This is a genomic window from Arthrobacter sp. Y3221159 (assembly GCF_059089885.1).
Genome location: NZ_JBNHFC010000003.1, coordinates 233,606 through 251,701 on the forward strand (window position 1 = coordinate 233,606; position 18,096 = coordinate 251,701).

Consider the following 18,096-nt stretch of genomic DNA (forward strand, 5'->3'; position numbering starts at 1 on the left):
CTACACGGGCGTGTTCGGGGCCAGGCCTTCGTCCCCCAAGACTGCGCGAGCCTTCTTTTCCCGCAGCCGGTCCAGCCGGTTCATCAGCGGCGAGGTGGTGGCGCCGTGGATGACGATGGACATGGCCACCACCAGCCCGATGAAGCCCCAGAGCCACTCCCCCTGGTCGGAGAACTCGCCCTTGCCCAGTGCGTAGGAGAGGTAGTACAGGGAGCCGATGCCCCGGATGCCGAAGAAGGACAGGGCGATCCGTTCCCGCGGGCCGGTCTTCCCGCCCATCAGTCCCAGCCAGCCGGCCAGCGGGCGGACCAGCAGCAGGAACACCAGCGCCACCAGCACCTCCGCCATCCCCATCCCGGCCAGGAGGCCCCGCGCGATGGCACCACCGAGCAGGACCAGGATGACCACCGTCAGGAGCCGTTCCAACTGCTCCACGTAGGAGTGCAGCACACGGTGGTAGCCGTGCGTGTGCTCCGCGGCCCTGATGGTGACGGCGCAGACGAACACGGCGATGAACCCGTACCCCTCCACCATCTCGGCCAGCCCGTACGCCAGGAAGGTCGCGGCCAGGGCGACGAACCCCTCTGAGTGGTTGGAGAGCCGCAGGCTTTCCTTCCGGGCCGAAAAGAAGACCCGGGCCAGCAGCTTGCCGGTGAGGAAGCCCAGGAGCAGGCCGATGGCCAGCCGCCACAGCACGTCCAGGCCAAACCACTGCGGAAACCATACCGCGGGGTCTGAACCGGCGATGCTGATGGCAATGGCCAGGTACACGAAGGGGAACGCCAGGCCGTCGTTAAGGCCGGCTTCGGAGGTGAGGCCGAACCGCACTTCGTCCTCCTGGTTGGCATCGTCGTCGTTATCCGCCGGTTCACCCACCTGGACCTCCGACGCGAGGACAGGGTCCGTGGGGGCGAGGCTCGAGGCCACCAGCAGGGCGGCACCCAGGCCCAGCCCCAGGAACCCCATCCCGAGCACTGTGAGGAGCACGATGCACAGCGGCATGGCCACTCCCAGCAGCCGCCAGGTGGTGGACCAGCTCCTGCGGCCCAGTGGCCGGTCCAGCGCCAGTCCGGCACCCATCAGCGAGATGATCACGCAGAGCTCGGAAAGATGCAAGGCAAAGTCGCCGTGGGCCAGGGGGTCAGGGTCAGGCAGGGTCGGAATCAAGGCAAAGGCCGCCATCCCCGCGCCGAGGAAGACCATGGGCATCGAAAACGGCATGTTGCGCAGCAGTTTGGGCAACACAGCGGCGGTAAACACCGCCAGGCCTGCCGCGGCAAACAGGATATTGGGGGCTTCAAACACGTGCTGTTCTCCGGCCTGTTCGTTGCGCCGGTCCGGCGCAGGCAACGTAGTGCGGTCCCGGGAGGGCTTGCTCCACCATAGCCCCTGCACTTAGGCCCGGCAGCGTCGGGAGTCGCTTTCTTGCATTCCAGACACCACCGCGGCGGCGCTGCTGGTTTTCGCCTCCGGCATGCGGTGAGCTGGAGGCATGGCTTCCGTGAAACCTTCCGTCGATGTCCCGCCCCAGCCCTGGACGGGAAGGTTCGACGGCGATGCCCCCGAACACCGCCGCTGGTGGCAGGCGGTGGTGCCCTTCACCGGTACCGGCGATTCCGGAACCTCCTCCAGGCCCGCAGTGCTGCTGGGCTTTGCGAGCGATGAAGGGGTGCGCCGCAACAAGGGCAGGACCGGCGCCGCAGCCGCACCTGCCGCAATCCGCAAAGCCCTGGGCCCCCTGGCCTTCCACTCGGACCGTTCCGTGGCGGACGCAGGCGACGTGGCCGTGTCCGAGGGTGCGCTCGAGGACGCCCAGGCGCGGCTCGGCAGCGCGGTCTCCGAACTGCTCGACGCCGGGCACCTCACGGCGGTCCTCGGCGGGGGCCACGAGACCGCTTACGCCAGCTATCTGGGAATGAGTGCATCCCAGGCGGTCCAGCAGGGCGCCCGCCTGGGTGTGCTGAACCTCGACGCCCATTTCGACCTGCGGGACGAGCCGGTTCCCAGCTCCGGCACGCCGTTCCTCCAGATGGCCCGCGCTGAAGCCGCCGCCGGCCGCCAGTTCCGGTATGCCGTCGTCGGCATTTCGGAGGCCAACAACACCCGGGCACTGTTCGACACCGCCCGGCACCTGGGTGTGCAGTACCTGCTGGACGAGGACTGCGGGACGGACCGCGTCCGGGAGTTCGTGGCGTCCTTCCTTGCGGACATCGACGTCCTCTACCTGACCATCGACCTGGATGTGCTCCCCGCCGGCGTGGCGCCCGGCGTCAGCGCCCCCGCCGCGTTCGGCGTTCCCCTTCCGGTCATCGCCGCCGTGTGCCGGCAGGTGGCTGCCAGCGGCAAACTCGCGCACCTCGACATTGCGGAACTGAACCCTGCCATCGACGTGGACGGGCGGACCGCAAGGGTTGCCGCGCGGCTCCTGGACACCCTCTTGCGCTGACGGTACGCAGTCCTCCACTGAAATCCACAAAGTGATAAGCATGCTGTCTATTATGAGGGTGGATCTTCAGCTGGAAGGAGTTGACCATGCGGCGCTGCAAATTGCTTTTCCTGCTGCTGGCCGCGCTGCTGGCCCTGGCCGGGTGCGGCAGCAGCTATCCGGCAGACCCGGAAGGGACACTGGATCGGGTGCGCGGCGGAACGCTCCGGGTGGGCGCCAGCCCCAACGGGGACTGGGTCCGGCTTCCGGCCGGCAGCGGCGGCGGCGCGGCCAGGGTCGAGGGCAAGGAAGCCGAGCTGGTTCAGCGGTTCGCGGAGCGGCTTAGGGCGGACATCGAGTGGGTCACGGGCACGGAACAGGTCCTGGCCGATGAGCTCAAGCACGGAGAACTGGATCTGGTGATCGGTGGCCTGGACGATAAGACACCGTGGTCCACCCATGCCGGACTGACCCGGCCATACACGGAGTCCCGCGACAGCCGTGGTTCCTTGCACAAGCACGTCATGCTGGTCCCTATGGGCGAAAACGCCTTCCTTCTCGAGCTGGACCGGTTCCTGCTGGAAGGCGGGAGGTCATGATCGGGACCAACAGCACCCAGTCCGTCCGGTTCGGCCATACCGAGCTACCGCCCGAACAGCAGGAAGCCTTGCGCAAGGCCATCAGGACCGAATGGATCACCATGGGCTTCCTGGTGATCACCACCACCCTGGTGTTCCTGGTGCTCGGGAACTCGCAGGCAATGAAGGCTGCCTGGATCGAGGACCTGCTCTCCTTTCTGCCGCCCATCTCCTTCCTGGTGGCTGCACACGCCATCCGCAAACCGCCGTCGGAGAAGCATCCCTATGGCTACCACCGGGCCACCGGTGTGGCGCACCTGGTTGCCGCCGTGGCCCTGACCGTGATGGGCGGCTACCTGCTGGTGGAGTCCGCGCTTGGACTGCTGACAGCCGAGCACCCCACCATCGGCGGCATCAACCTCTTCGGCACCACCATCTGGCTGGGCTGGCTGATGATGGGCGTCATGATCCTCACCGCGGCGCCTCCTGTCTTCCTGGGCAGGGCAAAAATGAAACTCGCCGAACAGCTGCACGACAAGGTCCTGTACGCCGACGCGGACATGAACAAGGCCGACTGGATGACCGCTGTTGCTGCAGTGGCCGGGGTAGCGGGCATTGGCCTGGGCCTGTGGTGGGCGGACTATGCCGCGGCCATCCTCATCTCCGGCAGCATCCTGCATGACGGCATCCGCAACACCCGCGGAGCGGTCTCGGCGCTGATGGACAAAAGGGCCATGACGTACGACGACGAAGCACCGCACCCGCTGGCGCGCCGGCTGGACACCTACCTCCGCGGATTACCCTGGACGCAGGAGGCCCGGTCCCGCATCCGCGACGAGGGGCATGTGTTCCACGTGGAATCGTTCGTGGTGCCCGCCCACGGGGGCATGCCCAGCCTGGAGCAGCTGGAAGAGGCCCGCGAGGCGTGCATCGCCTTCGACTGGAAGGTGCAGGACATGGTGATCGTTCCGGTGGCTGAACTGCCTTCCGAGTTCCTGCCCGGCCCGACGACGGGCGGCGAGCGCTAAGGGTTTGAGGATACAGAGAGCGTCAGGCCTTCAGCAGGTACCTGCGCTCCGGCCGCCCCACCCCGTACTTCAGCCGCACCTCGAGCAGGCCCTCGTCATTCAGGTACTCGAGGTAGCGGCGGGCGCTGACCCGGGACGTGCCCAGCTGTTCGGCTACCTCGGCAGCCGACAGGTCGCCGTCGGCCTCCTTCAGCGCGTCCTCCACCAGTTTCAGGGTCTCCACGCTGCAGCCCTTGGGCAGCGGCCGTTCGGTCCTGTCCAGCCCGAACACGCGGTTGACGTCCGACTGCTCGGCGATGTCCTTGGCCGAGTCGAGGGCCTGGTACGCGCTCCGGTAGTGCTCCAGGCGCTCCTGGAGGTCCGTCTGGGAGAAGGGCTTGATGAGGTAGTGCACAATGCCGCCGCGCAGCGCCTTCCGCACCGTTTCCACTTCACGGGCGGCACTGATTACCAGCACGTCAAGTTCCGGGGCCGCCTCGCGAAGCCGGTGCATGAGGTCCAGGCCGTTGATGTCGGGGAGATGGATGTCCAGCAGCACCAGGTCCGGCTGCAGGCGTTCGGTTTCGACGACGGCCTGGGCGCCGGTGTGCGCGGCACCCACCACAGTGAAGCCGGGAGTCCGCTGGATGAACCCGGCGTGGACCTTGGCCACCATGAAGTCGTCATCGACTATCAGGACCTTAATCATGAATGTGCACCTCGTGTGAAGCGGGCGGTGAAAACCGCCCCGTTGTCATTGTCCACCGTCAGGTCGCCGCCGGACCGGCGGCAGACCACGCGGGACAGGGCCAGGCCGAACCCGCGGCCCCCTTCCCGCACGGAGGCTTTGGTGGTGAAGCCCTGCCGGAAAATATCCTCTACGGCTTCCGGCGGAACGCCGGGCCCGTTGTCCCGCACGGTGAGGGTGACCTGGTCCCCGCTGTCCTTCACCAGCACCCGGACGGTTGCCTGCCCGACCCCGGAGACGGCGTCGAACGCGTTGTCCACGAGGTTTCCCGCCACGGTGGCGAGGTCGCGCGAGAGCTCGTCGCTGACGGGACCCAGGGCCGAGGCGGGGTCCAACTGGAGGGTGACGTTGCGTTCCGCGGCCAGGCTGGATTTGGCAATCAGCAGCGCGGCCAGGGCCGGATCCTGGATCCTGGCCGTGACCTCGTCGTTGAGCCGGGTCCGGTCCACGGTGGCCCCGTTTACGAACTGCACCACGGAATCGTAGTCGCCGATCTGGATCAGCCCGGAAATGACGTGCAATTGGTTGGCGAACTCGTGGGCCTGGGCGCGCAGCGTATCGGTGGCGGTCCGGGTGGCGCCGAGCTCCCGCTCCAGCGAGGACAGCTCGGTCCGGTCACGCAGCGTGGTGACGGAACCAATCTCCCGGCCGCGCGACCGGATGGGCACCCGGTTCAGGACCACCAGCCGTTCACCCACCAGCACCAGCTGGTCCGGGTCCGGCTGGTCGCGGGTGAGCACCACTTTCAGGGCCGGATCCACCGGGAGTGAATTCAGCCTTTTGCCGACGCAGTCCTCCGGCAGGCCCAGCAGCTCCCGGGCGCTGTCATTGGCCACGGTGATGCGTTCGTTCGGGTCAAGGGCGACCACGCCCTCCTTGAGCCCGTGCAGCATAGCCTCACGGTTTTCCACCAGCCCGGTGATCTCGCTCGGCTCCATGCCGAGGGTCTGCCGCTTGACGCGCCGGGACAGCAGGAAGGACCCGGCAACGCCCAGGACACTGGCAACGCCCACATAGGTGAGCAGGTTGGGGACAGCGTCGCCCAGCCGCTCCAAAGTGGTGGGATAGTCCCTGCTGATGGCTGCGATCCCGATCATCTTCCCGGCATCGTCCAGTACCGGGACGTGGGCGGAGAGGACGGTGCTGCCGCCGCCGGCCACCACGCCGGTCCACGCCCGGCCCTCCAGGACCCGGCTGTCGCCCAGTTCCAGGGGCTGTCCGAGCAGCCCGGGGTCCGAGGACGCCACCACCGTCCGGTCCATCCTCGCCAGCGCCACCTGGGATGACCCGGAGACTGTCCGGACGGACTCGGCCACGGCCGGCAGGGCCGCCCCGGCCCGGGGTTCTGCGGTGGGAAGGAGCTCACGGACCGCGGGATTGCTGCCCAGCGCCTCGGCCGCGGAGAGGGCACGGCGGCCCTCGACCCGCTCGAAGGAGGCGGCGGACTGGGCTAGGGAAATGGCCACTACGGCCACCAGGACCGCCAACACGATCAGCAACTGCAGCAGGAGGTACTGCCCCGCGAGGGACATCCCTCTTCGTCGAGTCACTGTGCTTGCTTCCCTTTGATTCCCATGCCGGCCTGGTCCCTGCCGTAATTACCGGGAACTATATCCCACCCGCACCCACGGCGCCGGGGCCGGAGAGTTGGCACGCATCCCATGGAACGTGAACTTAATGAACTCAACTTTCTCTGCGTACACAAGAGTGACCGGCATCACGGCGCAACCTAGCATCGAATCACCAGTCAGTCTTGCTGATCGTTTTTCAGAGAAGAGGAACACCATGCGCCAGATCCGCGCATTGCGAATCGCCGCCGTCGCCGCCGGCATCGCCCTGATGGCCACCGGCTGCGGTGCCACGGGCAAGAGCTCCACCGGTTCGGAAGGCTCCGGCGCTGCCGCCGGGCCCATCACCGGGCTGCAGATCATGGTCCCCAACACCCCGGGTGGCGGTTACGACACCACAGCCCGTGCAGCCGCAAAGGTCCTCGAGGACGAGAAGATCACCAGCAACACCGAGGTCTTCAACCTCGCCGGCGCCGGCGGCACCGTGGGCCTGGCCCGCGTTGTCAACGAAAAGGGCAACGGCGATCTTGCCATGCTCATGGGCCTGGGCGTGGTTGGCGCCAGCTACACCAACAAGTCCGAATCCAAGCTGACCGAAACCACGCCGCTGGCCCGCCTGATCGAAGAGCCCGGCGCCATCATGGTCAGCAAGGACTCCCCGTACAAGACCATCGACGACCTCGTGGCCGCCTGGAAGGCAGACCCCGCCTCCATCTCCGTGGGCGGGGGCTCCTCCCCCGGCGGCCCGGACCACCTGCTTCCCATGCAGCTGGCCGGCGCGGTGGGCATTGACGCCACCAAGGTCAACTTTGTCTCCTACGACGGCGGCGGCGACCTGCTGCCCGCGATCCTCGGCAACAAGCTCGGCTTCGCTGCCTCCGGCGCCGGTGAGTACCTGCAGCAGATTGAGTCCGGCGAGATCCGCGTGCTGGCCACCAGTGGCGAAGAGCGGCTCGAAGGCGTGGACGCACCCACGCTGAAGGAATCCAACATCGACCTGGTGTTCACCAACTGGCGCGGCATCGTGGCCCCTCCCGGCATCAGCGACGAGGACAAGGCATCCCTGATCGCCGCCCTCGAAACGATGCACGAGAGCGAAGGCTGGAAGGAAGCCCTGAAGACCCACAGCTGGACCGATGCCTTCATCACCGGCGACGAGTTCGAGACCTTCCTCTCCGAGCAGGACAAGCGGGTGGCGGACGTCCTGACGAAACTGGGCCTGGCGTGAGCTCCTTGCCAACCGGCCTGAAAGGCCGCGCCGAGCTGGGGGTTGCCCTCCTGCTCGGCGCGGCCGGCGTCCTGGTCTTCCTTGACGCCAGCCGCCTGTCAGTCCCCTATTCCCAGTCGGACCCGGTAGGGCCCAAGACGGTCCCGTTCATCGTGGCCGGGCTGCTGGTGGTGTGCGCCGTCCTGCTGGCGGTCAACGTCCTGCGCGGCGGCAAGGGTGAAGCCGAAGGCGGCGAGGACATCGAACTCGGCCACCCCGCCGACTGGAAGACCGTCCTTCCCCTGGCAGGCGCGTTCATCCTCAACATCCTGCTCATCGACTGGGCCGGCTGGGTCATCTCCGGGACTGTCCTGTTCTGGGGCAGCGTCCTGGCATTGGGCAGCCGCCACTATATCCGGGACGGGCTCCTCTCCGTGGCCCTCTCGCTGCTGACCTTCTACGGCTTCTACCTCGGCCTGGGCATCGCGCTTCCGGCCGGACTCCTGGAAGGAATCCTCTGATGGACGTCTGGTCCTCACTGATGGACGGTTTCGCCACCGCCCTGACCCCCATGAACTTCCTGTACGCCGTGATCGGCGTGCTGCTGGGCACCGCCGTCGGCGTCCTTCCGGGCCTGGGCCCGGCCATGACCGTGGCGCTGCTGCTTCCGGTCACCTACGCCCTGGAACCCACCAGCGCCTTCATTATGTTCGCCGGCATCTACTACGGCGGCATGTACGGCGGCTCCACAACCTCAATCCTCCTGAACACCCCGGGCGAATCGTCATCGGTGGTGACGGCCATCGAAGGCAACAAGATGGCCAAGGCAGGCCGCGCGGCGCAGGCACTTGCGACGGCGGCCATCGGCTCGTTCGTTGCCGGCACCATCGGCACCGCCCTCCTCGCCGTCTTCGCGCCCATCGTGGTGGAGTTCGCCGTCAGCCTGGGCGCCCCCAGCTACTTCGCCATCATGGTCCTGGCCCTGCTGGCCGTGACCGCCGTCCTGGGCTCCTCCCGCCTGCGCGGTTTCGCCTCGCTGGGCCTCGGCCTGGCCATCGGCCTGGTAGGCATCGACTCCGTGACCGGCCAGCGGCGCCTGACCTTTGGCCAGCCGCTGCTTGCGGACGGCCTGGACATCGTGGTGGTGGCCGTAGCCATCTTCGCCGTCGGTGAGGCGCTCTGGGTGGCCGCCCACCTGCGCCGCAATCCCCTGCACGTCATTCCCGTGGGCCGGCCTTGGATGGGCCGGAAGGACTGGCGGCGCTCCTGGAAGCCGTGGCTTCGCGGAACCGCCTTCGGCTTCCCGTTCGGCGCCCTGCCCGCCGGCGGTGCCGAGATTCCCACGTTCCTGTCCTACGTCACGGAAAAGCGCCTCTCCAAGCACCCCGAGGAATTCGGCAAGGGCGCCATTGAGGGCGTGGCCGGACCTGAAGCTGCGAACAACGCCGCCGCCGCGGGAACCCTGACTCCCCTGCTGGCCCTGGGCCTGCCCACCAACGCCACCGCCGCCGTCATGCTGGCCGCCTTCACCACCTACGGAATCCAGCCCGGGCCGCAGCTCTTCTCCAGCCAGGGTCCCCTGGTGTGGGCGCTGATCGCCAGCCTGTTCATCGGCAACCTGCTCCTCCTGTTGATCAACCTGCCGCTGGCACCCCTGTGGGCCAAGCTGCTGCAGCTCCCCCGGCCGTACCTCTATGCCGGCATCCTCTTCTTTGCCACGCTGGGCGCCTACTCGGTGAACCTGCAGGCGTTCGACCTTGTGGTCCTGCTGGTCCTGGGTGCGCTGGGCTTCATGATGCGGCGCTTCGGCCTTCCGGTCCTGCCGTTGATCCTTGGCGTCATCCTCGGCCCGCGCATCGAAGGGCAGCTCCGCAAGACCCTGCAGCTCAGCGCCGGTGACCCGGCCGGGCTCTTCAGCGAGCCGATCGCCGTCGTCGTCTACATCCTCGTGGCGCTCATCCTGGCGTGGCCGTTTATCTTCAAGCTGATGCGCCGCAACCGGCCGGCGGCCGTTGGTGCCCCAGCGGCTACCTCCGGTGATGCCTCACTGCGTTCGGCACCCGAGCCTACCTCCGCACCGCGGGAGACTGGCGGAACCGTCAGTCACGGCTCCCACCGGGCGGACGGCGGCGACGCCGCCGGTGATGGTGATGGCGGGTAGCATGCGGGCACCGCGCACCGCCACATCCGAACTACCGACATTTCCCAGAACCAAGGAGACAGCATGACCATCGTGGTGGGATACGTCCCGACCCCCGAAGGCGAAGCAGCCCTGACCCAGGCCATCACCGAGGCCCGGAAAAGCAACACCAGACTGTTGGTCATCAACTCCTCCAAAGGAGACGCGTTGGTGGACAACCGCTATGCCCAGGAGCCGGACATCCAGAGCATCGAGGACCGCCTGGCAACCCAGGGCATCGACCATGAGATCAAGCAGCCGGTCCGTGGACACGATGCCGCAGCCGAGGTCCTGGATGCCGCGGAGGAGCACAATGCCGAGCTGATTGTGATCGGCCTGCGACGCCGGACCCCGGTGGGCAAGCTGATCATGGGCAGCGTGTCACAGCGGATCCTGCTGGAAGCGGACTGCCCCGTCCTTGCCGTGAAGGCGGGCTAGGGGCGGACCAGCTCCTGGCGCTGGCGGCCCAGTCCCTGCACCTCTGCCTCCACCACATCACCGGGCTGGAGGTATGGGTAGCGGCCGCTCAGCGCCACCCCCTCCGGGGTCCCGGTGAGGATCACATCCCCGGGCTCCAGGCGCATGTACTGGCTGCAGTGATGGACCAGCGTGGGTGCGTCGAAAATCAGTTGCGACGTGTCCGAATCCTGGCGCGGCTCGCCGTTGACCCAGCTCCTGAGCGGCAGGTTCCCGCCGTCGATGTCCTCTGCCGGCACGAGCCACGGACCCAGGGGCGTGGACCCCGGCAGTGTTTTACCCTTGGTCCACTGGCCCGCCGCGCCGGGGAGCTGGTACTCCCGCTCGGAAAGATCATTCGCCGTGACGTAGCCGGCGATGCATGCCGCCGCCTCCGCGGTGGTTTCCAAGTAGCTGGCCTCCCGGCCGATAACGATGCCCAGTTCCACCTCCCAGTCGAATTTGTTGGACAGGGGCGGAACTGCGGCCTTGTCGAAGGGCCCGGTGACTGTATTGCTGGGCTTGAGGAACATGACCGGTACTTCCGGCGGGGCCGAGCCCGACTCCGCCGCGTGGGCCGCATAGTTCATGCCGATACCCACCACCGCTCCCGGCCGGGCTACCGGGGCCCCCACGCGCAGGTTGTGCGCGTCGTCAACGGCCGGCAGTGCTCCCGCTTCCAGCGCGGCCCGGACCCGGGCAACACCACCGGACGCCAGGAAGTCACCGTCCACATCGCGGGTCAGCGGGAGAAGGCTGAAGTATTGGCCGGCACCATCGCCCGTGGTCACCAGGACCACCGGCTGCTCGTTCCCGCTCTCGCCCAGGCGCATTAGCTTCATGCTGAGTCTCCTTTGATCCGTGCCACTTTGCTGGATTTCATAGTGTCCGACGCCCCTAGGTTCCCGCCAAACGCACGGATTGTGACTGCCCTTCCCCGCGTGAAAAGATCAGTCATCTGACATCCCGCGCTGCAGCCGGTAAATGGATCAGCCCTCCGCACCCCGGGCGCTACACCGTGGCCCTGGACGAATCGGTACCCTTCGGTGAAACTTACGAAGCCCTCGCTGCCTGACAACGGCCCTTCCGGCATAAGCCGGTTAAGCACAAATCCCCGCATCGCCTTGGGCGGTACGGGGATTTTGCTGTTTCTCCAGGGGTTGCTAGCCGCGGCGCACCTGCACGCCGTCGGACTTTAGGAAGAGCTGTTTTTCCGCTGGCCCCGCGGGCACAAGCCACAGCACGTTTCCGCTCTGCGACACCTCTTCCACCTCCCCGGCCGCTACCACATGCGCATGCTTGATGATCTCGACGCGGTCACCAACGGAAAGGCTCTTCCAGTCGGATACCACGGCGGAATGGGCATTGCGCCTCGATAGGACTGCCCCACGTGCTTTCATTTGAACTTCTACCCCTTTGTATACGTTCTGCGCCACAGCCTCTTTGATGTGACTTTTACTACACCTTCAGTTCTACTACACTCTGTAGCCCCCTGATGGCTGTGTCGCCCAAAATCCCGCCAGGTGGACACGGAGCGTAGTAGAAGACGAAGATCCTTCGTTCTCAGGCGAGGGAACCGACGGCGGATTCGGCCGCCCTGCGCACCTCACCCGACGCCACCAGCCGGTCAGCCGTTTCCAGTTCCGGAGAAAGGAAGCGGTCCGTTCCGGGCCCGTCCACCACGTCGCGGAGGGCTGCCACCACGGCGGCGCCAGCAGGACCCGGCGTCAGGACGCCCCCGGAGAGCTGGATGCGGATGTCAAGGGCCCGGGCCGACGTGACCAGCTCAATGGCCAGGACGCGGCGCAGGTTGTCCACGGCCTTCCGCAGCTTGCGGGCCGCATGCCAGCCCATGGACACGTGGTCCTCCTGCATGGCGGAGCTCGGGATGGAGTCCACCGACGCCGGGACAGCCAGCCGCTTGTTGTCCGACACCAGTCCGGCCTGGGTGTACTGGGCGATCATCAGGCCGGAATCCACTCCAGGATCTGCCGCCAGGAAGGCCGGGAGCCCGTGTGAGCGGGCGGGATCGAGCATCCGGTCCGTCCGGCGCTCAGCGATGGAGCTCAGGTCTGCCACAGCGATGGCCAGGTAGTCCAGGACGTAGGCCACCGGGGCACCGTGGAAGTTGCCGTTGGAGCTGACCTGGCCGTCGGGCAGCACCACGGGGTTGTCGATGGCGGCCGCCAGCTCGCGGGTGGCCACGAGTTCGGCATGGTCCACCGTGTCCCGCACGGCGCCGGCAACCTGCGGGGCGCAACGCAGCGAGTACGCATCCTGGACGCGGGAGTCGCCCACCCGGTGCGAGGCCACGATCGGTGAGTTGGAAAGCACGCGCAGCATGTTGTCCGCACTGGCGGCCTGTCCCGGGTGGGGACGCAGGGCTGCGTGCAGCTCCGGCAGGAACACCTGGTCGGTGCCGAGCAGCGCCTCGACGCTGAGCGCGGCGGTGATGTCCGCCGTCGTCAGCAGCTGGCGGAGGTCGGCGATGGCCATGAGGAGCATGCCCAGCATGCCCTCGGTGCCGTTGACGAGGGCAAGGCCCTCCTTTTCGGCGAGGATGACGGGTTCGATGCCGTGCTCTGCAAGCAGTTCGGCGACAGGCCGCTGTCCCTGCCCGCCGTAACGGACGCCGTCGGGCCCTTCCGCTTCACCCTCGCCCATCAGCACCAGGGCGCAGTGCGAGAGCGGGGCGAGGTCGCCGGAGCAACCGAGCGAGCCGAACTCGCGGACCACCGGGGTGATGCCGGCGTTGAGCACGTCCACCATGGTCTGCAGGACCACGGGACGGACGCCGCTGCGGCCCGATGCCAGGGTCTTGGCACGCAGGAACATGATGCCGCGCACCACTTCGCGTTCCACCGCCGGCCCCATCCCGGCGGCGTGGCTGCGGATCAGGGACTTCTGCAGCTGGGTGCGCAGTTCAGCGGGAATGTGCCGGTTGGCCAGGGCACCGAAGCCGGTGGAGATGCCGTAGGCCGGGGTGTCGCTGGCGGCCAGGCTGTCGATGTGGGCGCGGACTTTGGCGACGGCGTCGAGGGCCTCAGGCGCGATGGCCACGTTGGCGTTGTGGCGCGCGACGGCGAGCACATCCTCGGGCGTGACGCCGCTGGAGCCGAGGGTGACGGTCAGCGGTTCGTGGGCTGGGGCCACGCGGACAGGGTTCCCTGGCCGAGCCTGCGAGGTTAGGGAGTTCGTGGGGATCATGATTACTTGCTCTCGTTCATGGGGATGCGGACGCCGCGTTCCTTGGCGACGTCGAGGGCGCGGTCGTAGCCGGCGTCGGCGTGGCGGATGACTCCCATGCCGGGGTCGTTGGTGAGGAGCCGTTCGAGCTTTTGGGCTGCGAGGTCGGTGCCGTCGGCCACGGAGACCTGGCCCGCGTGGATGGAGCGGCCGATGCCGACGCCGCCGCCGTGGTGCAGGGACACCCAGGTGGCGCCGGAGGCGGTGTTCAGCAGTGCGTTGAGCAGGGGCCAGTCGGCGATGGCGTCGGAGCCGTCGGCCATGGCCTCGGTTTCGCGGTACGGGGACGCGACGGAGCCGGAGTCGAGGTGGTCGCGGCCGATCACGATGGGGGCCTTGACCTTGCCTTCCTTGACGAGCTGGTTGAACAGCAGCCCCGCCTTGTGCCGTTCGCCGTAGCCGAGCCAGCAGATGCGGGCCGGCAGGCCTTCGAACTCCACGCGTTCCTGGGCGGCGTCGATCCAGCGGTGCAGGTGCTGGTTTTCCGGGAAGAGTTCCTTGATGGCTTCGTCCGTGACGCGGATGTCCTCGGGGTCGCCGGACAGCGCCACCCAGCGGAACGGGCCCAGGCCCTCGCAGAACAGCGGCCGGATGTACGCCGGGACGAAGCCGGGGAACTCGAAAGCGCGCTCGTAGCCGCCCTTGCGGGCCTCGTCGCGGATCGAGTTGCCGTAGTCGAAGACCTCGGCGCCGGCATCCTGGAACTCCACCATGGCCTGGACGTGCCGGGCCATCGAGGCCTGGGCCTTCTTGGTGAAGCCTTCCGGATCCGCCTCGGCCTCGCGGTGCCACTCGGCCACAGAGATGCCTTCGGGCAGGTAGGACAGGGGGTCGTGGGCCGAGGTCTGGTCGGTCACGATGTCCACGGTCAGTTCACCGGCCTTGTGGCGGCGGAGGATTTCCGGGAAGACCTCGGCGGCGTTCCCCACGTAGCCCACGGACCAGCCGCGGCGCTCTTCCTTGGCCGCAAGCACCTTGGCGATGGCGGCGTCGAGGTCCGTCTCCACCTCGTCGAGGTAGCGCTTGCCGGCGCGGCGGCGCAGGCGGGTCTCGTCGACGTCGACAATCAGGCAGGCGCCCTCGTTCAGGGTGACAGCCAGGGGCTGGGCGCCGCCCATGCCGCCGCAGCCGCCGGTGAGCGTGAGGGTGCCGGCGAGGGTGCCGTTCTCGTCACCGGTGAGCTTGCGGGCGATCGCGGCGAAGGTCTCGAAGGTGCCCTGCAGGATTCCCTGCGTGCCGATGTAAATCCAGGACCCCGCGGTCATCTGGCCGTACATCATCAGGCCCTCGGCCTCGAGCCGGCGGAACTCCGGCCACGTGGCCCAGTCCCCCACCAGGTTGGAGTTGGCCAGCAGCACCCGCGGCGCCCATTCGTTGGTGCGGAACACACCCACCGGCTTGCCGGACTGGACCAGCAGGGTCTCGTCCTTTTCCATGGTTTCCAGGGTCCGGGTGATGGCGTCAAACGCGGCCCAGGAACGGACAGCACGGCCGGTGCCCCCGTAGACCACCAGGTCATCCGGGCGCTCGGCCACCTCGGGGTCCAGGTTGTTCATCAGCATGCGCAGCGGCGCTTCGGTCTGCCAGGACTTGGCGGTGAGCCCGGTGCCGCGGGCAGCTTTGACCGGGCGGGCACCGGTAGTGAAATCGGCGGGTGCCATGATGGCTCCTTTTCATGTGTGTCTGTGGTGGAAAAGAACTTCTGTATCAACTAAAGCCCTTTGGGAAGGGGGTTCACAGGGGTTTTTCGGGGGTGCTGTCCGGCATTCCAGACAACCCCCCGGGGCCTCTTCCCCAATCGCCCGGCCAGGCCTACTTGCCGGGGCGTCCGTGGATCCGGACCGATAGTTCGTCGGCTACCTTCTGGACGCGGGCGGCCAGGGCGGGCCACTCGTCGGCTGCCAGCTTGTCCTCGAGGAAGGTCACTGCGACGGCAGCCGTGGGCCAGCCCAAGTGATCGGTGACGGCGGCAGCGATGGACCCGAACCCCGGCGTCACCTCGCCGTGCTCGGTGGCGTAGCCGCGCTGCCGGACCCGGTCCAGGTGGGAGGACAGCGCGGAGTACTTCATGATGGGCGCCTCGGTCTCATGCCGGGCCGTGAACGCAGCCGCGTTCGGGTACAGCGCGCGGACCTGGGACTTGGGCAGGGCGGCGAGGATGGCGCGCCCGCTGGCGGTGAGGTGGCTGGGAAGCCGGACGCCGACGTCGGTCACCAGGGACGGACGGTTCTTGGCCCGCTCCTCCACGATGTACAGCACGTCCCGGCCGTGCAGCACGGCCAGGTGCGCACTCTCGCCAATGGCGTCCACGAGTGACGCCATCAGCGGGCGGCCCAGCCGGGACAGCGGCTCCTGGCGGGAGTAGGCGGAACTGAGCTCGAACGCGCTGATCCCCAGCCCGTAGCGCTGCTCCTCATGCAGGTGGAGCACAAAGCCGTTGGCCTCCATGACCCCCAGCAGGTGGTAGACGCTGGAGCGTGGCAGTCCGAGTGTCGCGGCGATCTGGGACGCTGCCATCGGCCCCCGGCGGGACGCGAGCAGCTTCAGGATGCGCAGCGTGTTTTCGGCCGCAGGAACTTTCGACGCCGCCTTTGCTTCGCGCGCGGGGGTCAGTTGGGTTTCCGTCACTGGCACCGGTACTCCTTCCTTCAGGAAACCGGTACTGTCCGGTATCCCATACACTAGGATGCGCCCTCGGAGGACCTTTAAGTCTTAATCCAAGGGGTCCGGTGTCTGGTATCCCAGACGTTGGCAAGAACAGGCGAAGGGATTTTGTTTTCCGCCCCTGTTGCATCCGGGGTGTCTGAGACCAAAGACAACGCCTACCACTTGTGGGTGAAGGGCAGCGGACGACGCCGGGCCGACCTCATGGACGAAACGTCCCCTTGCCCGTGGGCCGGCCTGCCCGGGAAGGCTGATCGGGTATGGCACGTCCAGTGCCGCCAGCGCCGTCCCGGGACTAAAATCAGGCATGGTTCCCCTCCCTAACCTGCTGGCGTTTTCGCTCGCCTCGGTGGTGCTTATTGCCGTCCCGGGGCCGAGCGTGCTCTTCGTGATCGGCCGTTCCCTTGCCCTCGGCTGGAAGGGCGGCGTCCTCACCGTCCTGGGGAATGCGGCGGGGCAGCTGGTCCAGGTGGCTGCCGTGGCCCTGGGGGTGGGGGTCGTGGTGGCGCAGTCGGTGGTTCTCTTCAGCATCGTGAAGTTTGCCGGGGCCGCCTACCTCGTTTATCTGGGCGTGCAGGCAATCCGGCATCACCGGAGGCCGTCCGCGCCTGACCAGAGCCCCACCTCCTCGGCGCCTTGGCGGCTGGTGGGGCAGGGAGCCATTGTGGGTGCCACCAACCCCAAATCCGTGGTGTTCTTCGTTGCCGTCCTGCCCCAGTTCGTGGACTATCCCTCCGGCGCCATCCCCCTGCAGCTGGGCCTGCTGGGCGCGGTATTCCTGTTGATCGCCCTGGTTTCGGACAGCCTCTGGGCCATCGCCGCCGGCACGGCCCGGCAGTGGTTTGCCCGGTCGCCGCACAGGGTGGACGCCGTGGAGGCCACGGGCGGAGCACTGATGATTGGGCTGGGCGGCACCCTCGCCCTCACGGGCAGCAAGTCCTGACCCCCCGACGCTCTATCACTTGATGCACGGTATTTTGGATCCCTCTCTCACCGGGTGACAGAGGGTTGACCCAAAACCTGCAGGATGTGCGAGAGCGAGCCGGGAAGTGCGAAGCGTTCGTCAGGCTGGGGCGGCCGCGGACCGCACCGCCTCGGCGAGGGACGTCGTCGGCCGTCCAATCAGCCTGCGCAGGTCGCCCGTGCTGACCAGCAGGTCGCCGCGGGCGATGCCCAGGTCCGAGTCGGCAAGGATCTCCGCGAAGGCAGCCGGAACGCCGGCGCCGGCGAGCAGGCCCGCGTAATCCTCCGCGGGCAGGTCGTTGTAGCTGATGTCCTTGCCGGTAGCAGCGGTGATCTCGGCGGCCAGGTCGGCCATGGTGAAAGCTACGTCACCGCCCAGCTCGTACACCTTGCCCGCCTGCCCGTCAGCAACCAGGACGGCCGCGGCCGCGTGCGCGTAGTCAGCCCTGGCGGCACCGCTGACCCTGCCGGAGCCCGCGGCGCCGGCGAGCGCACCCTGCGCGAGGGTTCCCGGCAGCTGCCCCGTGTAGTTTTCCAGGTACCAGCCGTTGCGCAGCAGGACGAACGGGACGCCCGATCCGCTGAGGACGGCTTCCGTCTCCTTATGCTCGGCGGCCAGCAGCATGCCCGTGGTATCGGCGTTGGCAATGCTGGTGTAGGCCAGCAGCTCCACGCCTTCGGCCTTCGCGGCCTTGATCACCGTGCGGTGCTGCTCCACCCGCTGGCCCACCTCGCTGCCGGAAACCAGCAGCACCCTGCGCGCACCCTGCAGGGCCGCAGCCACGGACGCCGCGTCCGCATAGTCCATCCGCCGGACCTGGACGCCCTGCTCCGCGAAGTCCGCCAGCTTGTCGACGGAGCGCCCGGCGGCCACGATGTCCTGGGCGGGAACGTTGCGCTCCAGCAGTGCCTCGATGACGTGGCGGCCGAGTTGTCCGGTGGCTCCTGTTACGACGATGCTCACAATGGGTCCTTTCAGTTGGTTTAGCCTGTCGAAGGGCACAACCCCGGCCTCGGGGAATAACTTCCCGAAAGAGAGTACGCACTTTGAAGTA

17 protein-coding genes are annotated in these 18,096 nt (G+C 67.5%); 8 read left to right on the plus strand and 9 right to left on the minus strand.

Annotated features, from left to right (window positions below):
- Positions 1 to 1,305, minus strand: a complete 1,305-nt coding sequence (locus tag AC5RT3_RS05250; protein ID WP_494123658.1) for a cation:proton antiporter — start codon at positions 1,303 to 1,305, stop codon at positions 1 to 3.
- A 187-nt stretch (positions 1,306 to 1,492) separates the two neighbouring features.
- On the opposite strand from AC5RT3_RS05250, the gene hutG reads away from it, so the two are divergent.
- The 3 genes from hutG to AC5RT3_RS05265 all read left to right on the plus strand — a co-directional run bounded on the left by hutG (position 1,493) and on the right by AC5RT3_RS05265 (position 4,031).
- Entirely contained in the window at positions 1,493 to 2,446 is a 954-nt protein-coding gene (gene hutG / locus AC5RT3_RS05255; protein WP_494052167.1) for a formimidoylglutamase, read from the plus strand.
- An 86-nt stretch (positions 2,447 to 2,532) separates the two neighbouring features.
- Positions 2,533 to 3,024 (plus strand): type 2 periplasmic-binding domain-containing protein, encoded by a 492-nt coding sequence (locus AC5RT3_RS05260; RefSeq protein WP_494052168.1) that lies wholly within the window; start codon positions 2,533 to 2,535, stop codon positions 3,022 to 3,024.
- Entirely contained in the window at positions 3,021 to 4,031 is a 1,011-nt protein-coding gene (locus tag AC5RT3_RS05265) for a cation diffusion facilitator family transporter (protein WP_494123659.1), read from the plus strand. Before AC5RT3_RS05260 ends, AC5RT3_RS05265 begins: the two co-directional genes overlap by 4 nt.
- A gap of 22 nt (positions 4,032 to 4,053) precedes the next feature.
- Here the strand turns inward: AC5RT3_RS05265 and AC5RT3_RS05270 are convergent, their stop codons facing one another.
- Together AC5RT3_RS05270 and AC5RT3_RS05275 are read right to left on the minus strand one after the other, a co-directional pair.
- The gene (locus tag AC5RT3_RS05270; protein WP_494052170.1) at positions 4,054 to 4,719 is read right to left on the minus strand and encodes a response regulator; all 666 of its coding nucleotides are present in this window, start codon (positions 4,717 to 4,719) and stop codon (positions 4,054 to 4,056) included.
- A complete protein-coding gene (locus AC5RT3_RS05275) occupies positions 4,716 to 6,290 on the minus strand; it encodes a sensor histidine kinase (RefSeq protein ID WP_494123678.1) in 1,575 nt (524 codons plus the stop codon). The genes AC5RT3_RS05270 and AC5RT3_RS05275 overlap by 4 nt, the downstream gene beginning before the upstream one ends.
- 253 nt (positions 6,291 to 6,543) lie before the next feature.
- Here AC5RT3_RS05275 and AC5RT3_RS05280 point away from each other — a divergent pair, with 253 nt between their 5' ends.
- The 4 genes from AC5RT3_RS05280 to AC5RT3_RS05295 all read left to right on the plus strand — a co-directional run bounded on the left by AC5RT3_RS05280 (position 6,544) and on the right by AC5RT3_RS05295 (position 10,150).
- Entirely contained in the window at positions 6,544 to 7,554 is a 1,011-nt protein-coding gene (locus AC5RT3_RS05280; protein WP_494052171.1) for a Bug family tripartite tricarboxylate transporter substrate binding protein, read from the plus strand.
- Positions 7,551 to 8,054 (plus strand): tripartite tricarboxylate transporter TctB family protein, encoded by a 504-nt coding sequence (locus AC5RT3_RS05285; RefSeq protein WP_494010936.1) that lies wholly within the window; start codon positions 7,551 to 7,553, stop codon positions 8,052 to 8,054. The genes AC5RT3_RS05280 and AC5RT3_RS05285 overlap by 4 nt, the downstream gene beginning before the upstream one ends.
- The gene (locus AC5RT3_RS05290; RefSeq protein ID WP_494052172.1) at positions 8,054 to 9,694 is read left to right on the plus strand and encodes a tripartite tricarboxylate transporter permease; all 1,641 of its coding nucleotides are present in this window, start codon (positions 8,054 to 8,056) and stop codon (positions 9,692 to 9,694) included. Before AC5RT3_RS05285 ends, AC5RT3_RS05290 begins: the two co-directional genes overlap by 1 nt.
- A 63-nt stretch (positions 9,695 to 9,757) precedes the next feature.
- Positions 9,758 to 10,150 (plus strand): universal stress protein, encoded by a 393-nt coding sequence (locus AC5RT3_RS05295; protein WP_494052173.1) that lies wholly within the window; start codon positions 9,758 to 9,760, stop codon positions 10,148 to 10,150.
- Here AC5RT3_RS05295 and AC5RT3_RS05300 read toward each other — a convergent pair.
- From AC5RT3_RS05300 to AC5RT3_RS05320, 5 genes are all read right to left on the minus strand, one after another.
- On the minus strand, positions 10,147 to 11,010 hold the full coding sequence (locus AC5RT3_RS05300) for a fumarylacetoacetate hydrolase family protein (protein WP_494052174.1): 864 nt from the start codon (positions 11,008 to 11,010) through the stop codon (positions 10,147 to 10,149). The two genes, AC5RT3_RS05295 and AC5RT3_RS05300, sit on opposite strands and share 4 nt — an antisense overlap.
- Positions 11,011 to 11,331: 321 nt before the next feature.
- Positions 11,332 to 11,568, minus strand: coding sequence for a hypothetical protein (locus AC5RT3_RS05305; protein WP_035752228.1), 237 nt, complete (start codon positions 11,566 to 11,568; stop codon positions 11,332 to 11,334).
- Between the two features lie 163 nt (positions 11,569 to 11,731).
- Positions 11,732 to 13,375 (minus strand): histidine ammonia-lyase, encoded by a 1,644-nt coding sequence (gene hutH, locus AC5RT3_RS05310; RefSeq protein ID WP_494123660.1) that lies wholly within the window; start codon positions 13,373 to 13,375, stop codon positions 11,732 to 11,734.
- 2 nt (positions 13,376 to 13,377) lie between these two features.
- Positions 13,378 to 15,075 (minus strand): urocanate hydratase, encoded by a 1,698-nt coding sequence (gene hutU / locus AC5RT3_RS05315; protein ID WP_494123661.1) that lies wholly within the window; start codon positions 15,073 to 15,075, stop codon positions 13,378 to 13,380.
- A 151-nt stretch (positions 15,076 to 15,226) separates the two neighbouring features.
- Entirely contained in the window at positions 15,227 to 16,048 is an 822-nt protein-coding gene (locus tag AC5RT3_RS05320; protein WP_494052177.1) for an IclR family transcriptional regulator, read from the minus strand.
- 337 nt (positions 16,049 to 16,385) lie between these two features.
- On the opposite strand from AC5RT3_RS05320, the gene AC5RT3_RS05325 reads away from it, so the two are divergent.
- Positions 16,386 to 17,021: a LysE family translocator gene (locus tag AC5RT3_RS05325; protein ID WP_494123662.1), complete on the plus strand. Its 636-nt coding sequence runs from the start codon at positions 16,386 to 16,388 to the stop codon at positions 17,019 to 17,021.
- A 120-nt stretch (positions 17,022 to 17,141) separates the two neighbouring features.
- On the opposite strand, the gene AC5RT3_RS05330 is transcribed toward AC5RT3_RS05325, so the two are convergent.
- Positions 17,142 to 18,005 (minus strand): NmrA family NAD(P)-binding protein, encoded by an 864-nt coding sequence (locus tag AC5RT3_RS05330; protein WP_494123663.1) that lies wholly within the window; start codon positions 18,003 to 18,005, stop codon positions 17,142 to 17,144.
- Between the last annotated feature and the right edge of the window lie 91 nt (positions 18,006 to 18,096).